Source organism: Kaistia algarum, from assembly GCF_026343945.1.
GTDB classification, from domain to species: Bacteria; Pseudomonadota; Alphaproteobacteria; order Rhizobiales; family Kaistiaceae; genus Kaistia; species Kaistia algarum.
Genome location: NZ_JAPKNJ010000009.1, coordinates 2,501 through 5,703, shown reverse-complemented (window position 1 = coordinate 5,703; position 3,203 = coordinate 2,501). Strand labels below are relative to the sequence as shown.

2 rRNA genes are annotated in these 3,203 nt (G+C 55.3%); both read right to left on the bottom strand.

Going from position 1 to position 3,203, the window contains the following annotated elements:
• Positions 1–114: 114 nt before the first annotated feature.
• Positions 115–229 (bottom strand): 5S ribosomal RNA (rrf, locus tag OSH05_RS25085).
• 117 nt (positions 230–346) lie between these two features.
• A 23S ribosomal RNA gene (locus tag OSH05_RS25080) occupies positions 347–3,110 on the bottom strand.
• Positions 3,111–3,203 lie beyond the last annotated feature (93 nt).

The following is a 3,203-nucleotide window of genomic DNA, read 5'->3' as shown; positions in this document are numbered from 1 at the left end:
GTGCGTTGACGCACGAAAGCCCCGTGCTGGTTTTCACCGGCGCGGGGCTTTTGTTGGATTGGGCTGGAGCATTGGGAAGAGAGATTTTCACTGGAATGAGGATGTGCTTTGCAGGCCTGGCGGCGACCTACTCTCCCGTGTCTTGAGACAAAGTACCATTGGCGCGGAGGGGTTTAACGGCCGAGTTCGGAATGGGATCGGGTTCAGGCCCCTCGCCATGACCACCAGGCCGGCGAAGCACATCCTGCGAGGCGCGTTTGGCGCCTGTTTCGCAGGGAATTTCGAAGAAGAAGGCTGGTTGTCGTCTTGGTTTTGCGCGTCCTTGAGACGGGCATTGTTAATGAGAGTGTTCAAGCCGAACGAGTTATTAGTACCGGTAAGCTACATGCGTTGCCGCACTTCCACACCCGGCCTATCAACGTGGTGGTCTACCACGACTCTTCAGGGAAAACTCGTTTTGAGGTGGGTTTCCCGCTTAGATGCTTTCAGCGGTTATCCCGTCCGTACGTAGCTACCCTGCAATGCGGCTGGCGCCACAACAGGTCCACCAGAGGTACGTCCATCCCGGTCCTCTCGTACTAAGGACAGATCCTCTCAATTTTCCTACACCCACGGCAGATAGGGACCGAACTGTCTCACGACGTTCTGAACCCAACTCACGTACCACTTTAATCGGCGAACAGCCGAACCCTTGGGACCTTCTCCAGCCCCAGGATGTGATGAGTCGACATCGAGGTGCCAAACGATGCCGTCGATATGGACTCTTGGGCATCATCAGCCTGTTATCCCCAGAGTACCTTTTATCCGTTGAGCGATGGCCCGTCCACGTGGGACCACCGGATCACTATGGCCGTCTTTCGACTCTGCTCGACTTGTCAGTCTCGCAGTCAGGCGGGCTTATGCCATTGCACTCGACGAGCGATTTCCGACCGCTCTGAGCCCACCATCGCGCGCCTCCGTTACACTTTGGGAGGCGACCGCCCCAGTCAAACTACCCACCATGCACGGTCCCGGACCCGGATGACGGGCCGCGGTTAGACATCCATAACAGTAAGGGTGGTATTTCAAGGATGGCTCCACACAAGCTAGCGCCCATGCTTCAAAGCCTACCACCTATCCTACACATACCGTCACGAATGCCAGTGCAAAGTTGTAGTAAAGGTTCATGGGGTCTTTCCGTCTGACCGCGGGAACCCCGCATCTTCACGGGGAATTCAATTTCACTGAGTCGGTGCTGGAGACAGCGGGGAAGTCGTTACGCCATTCGTGCAGGTCGGAACTTACCCGACAAGGAATTTCGCTACCTTAGGACCGTTATAGTTACGGCCGCCGTTTACCGGGGCTTCGATTCAAAGCTTGCACCTCTCCTCTTAACCTTCCGGCACCGGGCAGGCGTCAGACCCTATACGTCGCCTTACGGCTTCGCAGAGCCCTGTGTTTTAGGTAAACAGTCGCTACCCCCTAGTCTGTGCCCCCCCGACCTGGTTGCCCAAGTCGAGGGCCTCCTTCTCCCGAAGTTACGGAGGCAATTTGCCGAGTTCCTTCAGCACCATTCTCTCAAGCGCCTTGGTATGCTCTACCAGTCCACCTGTGTCGGTTTAGGGTACGGTCTATACGCGGGAGCTATTTCCTGGAACCCCTTCACGGCACGATCAATCCAATAAGATCGTACAATACACGGGATTCGTCACTACCCGCAGGCTGGGGAATATTCACCCCATTCCCATCGACTACGCCTTTCGGCCTCGCCTTAGGAGCCGGCTAACCCTGCGCAGATTAGCTTTACGCAGGAACCCTTGGACTTTCGGCGACAGTGTCTCTCACACTGTTTGTCGTTACTCATGTCAGCATTCGCACTTCCCATACCTCCAGGCGCTCTCACGAGTCGCCCTTCGCAGGCCTAGGGAACGCTCCGCTACCACGTGATCTTGCGATCACATCCGCAGCTTCGGCACATGGCTTGAGCCCCGTTACATTGTCGGCGCAGGAACCCTTATTTAGACCAGTGAGCTGTTACGCTTTCTTTAAATGATGGCTGCTTCTAAGCCAACATCCTGGTTGTTTTGGGATCCCCACATCCTTTCACACTTAGCCATGATTTGGGGGCCTTAGCTGGCGGTCAGGGTTGTTTCCCTTTTGACGATGGACGTTAGCACCCACCGTCTGTCTGCCGGATAGTACTCTTGGGTATTCGGAGTTTGGTTAGGTTTGGTAAGATGGTAAATCCCCCTAGCCCATCCAGTGCTCTACCCCCCAAGGTATTCGTCCGACGCTCTACCTAAATAGATTTCGCGGAGAACCAGCTATTTCCGAGTTTGATTGGCCTTTCACCCCTAGCCACAAGTCATCCCCGTCTTTTTCAACAGACGTGGGTTCGGCCCTTCAGTGCGTGTTACCGCACCTTCAGCCTGCTCATGGCTAGATCACCCGGTTTCGGGTCTAATCCGACGAACTGAACGCCCTGTTCAGACTCGCTTTCGCTGCGCCTACACCTACCGGCTTAAGCTTGCTCGTCAGATTAAGTCGCTGACCCATTATACAAAAGGTACGCCGTCACCCAGCCCTTCCCGAAGGAAGAACTCAAGGCTCCGACTGTTTGTAGGCATCCGGTTTCAGGAACTGTTTCACTCCCCTTGTCGGGGTGCTTTTCACCTTTCCCTCACGGTACTTGTTCACTATCGGTCGCTGAGGAGTACTTAGGCTTGGAGGGTGGTCCCCCCATGTTCAGACAGGATTTCACGTGTCCCGCCTTACTCAAGGACTTGAGATCGCATTACCCGTACGGGGCTATCACCCATAATGCCCTGCTTTCCAGACAGGTTCCGGTTGTCTCTCTCAAGCCACTGGCCTGGTCCGCGTTCGCTCGCCACTACTAGCGGAGTCTCTGTTGATGTCCTTTCCTCCGGGTACTTAGATGTTTCAGTTCCCCGGGTTTGCCTCGTACACCTATGTATTCAGTGCACGATACTCCTTGCGGAGTGGGTTCCCCCATTCGGAAATTTACGGATCAAAGCCTGTTCGCGGCTCCCCGTAACTTATCGCAGCGTACCACGTCCTTCATCGCCTCTCAGCGCCAAGGCATCCACCGAATGCCCTTCTTTCACTTGATCACTCTCATTATCGATGCCCGTCACGCTCGGCGCGCAACAAACCTCGACGACGGTGAGACCGGCCGCCGGTTACCCGGCAACCAATCTCGTAAA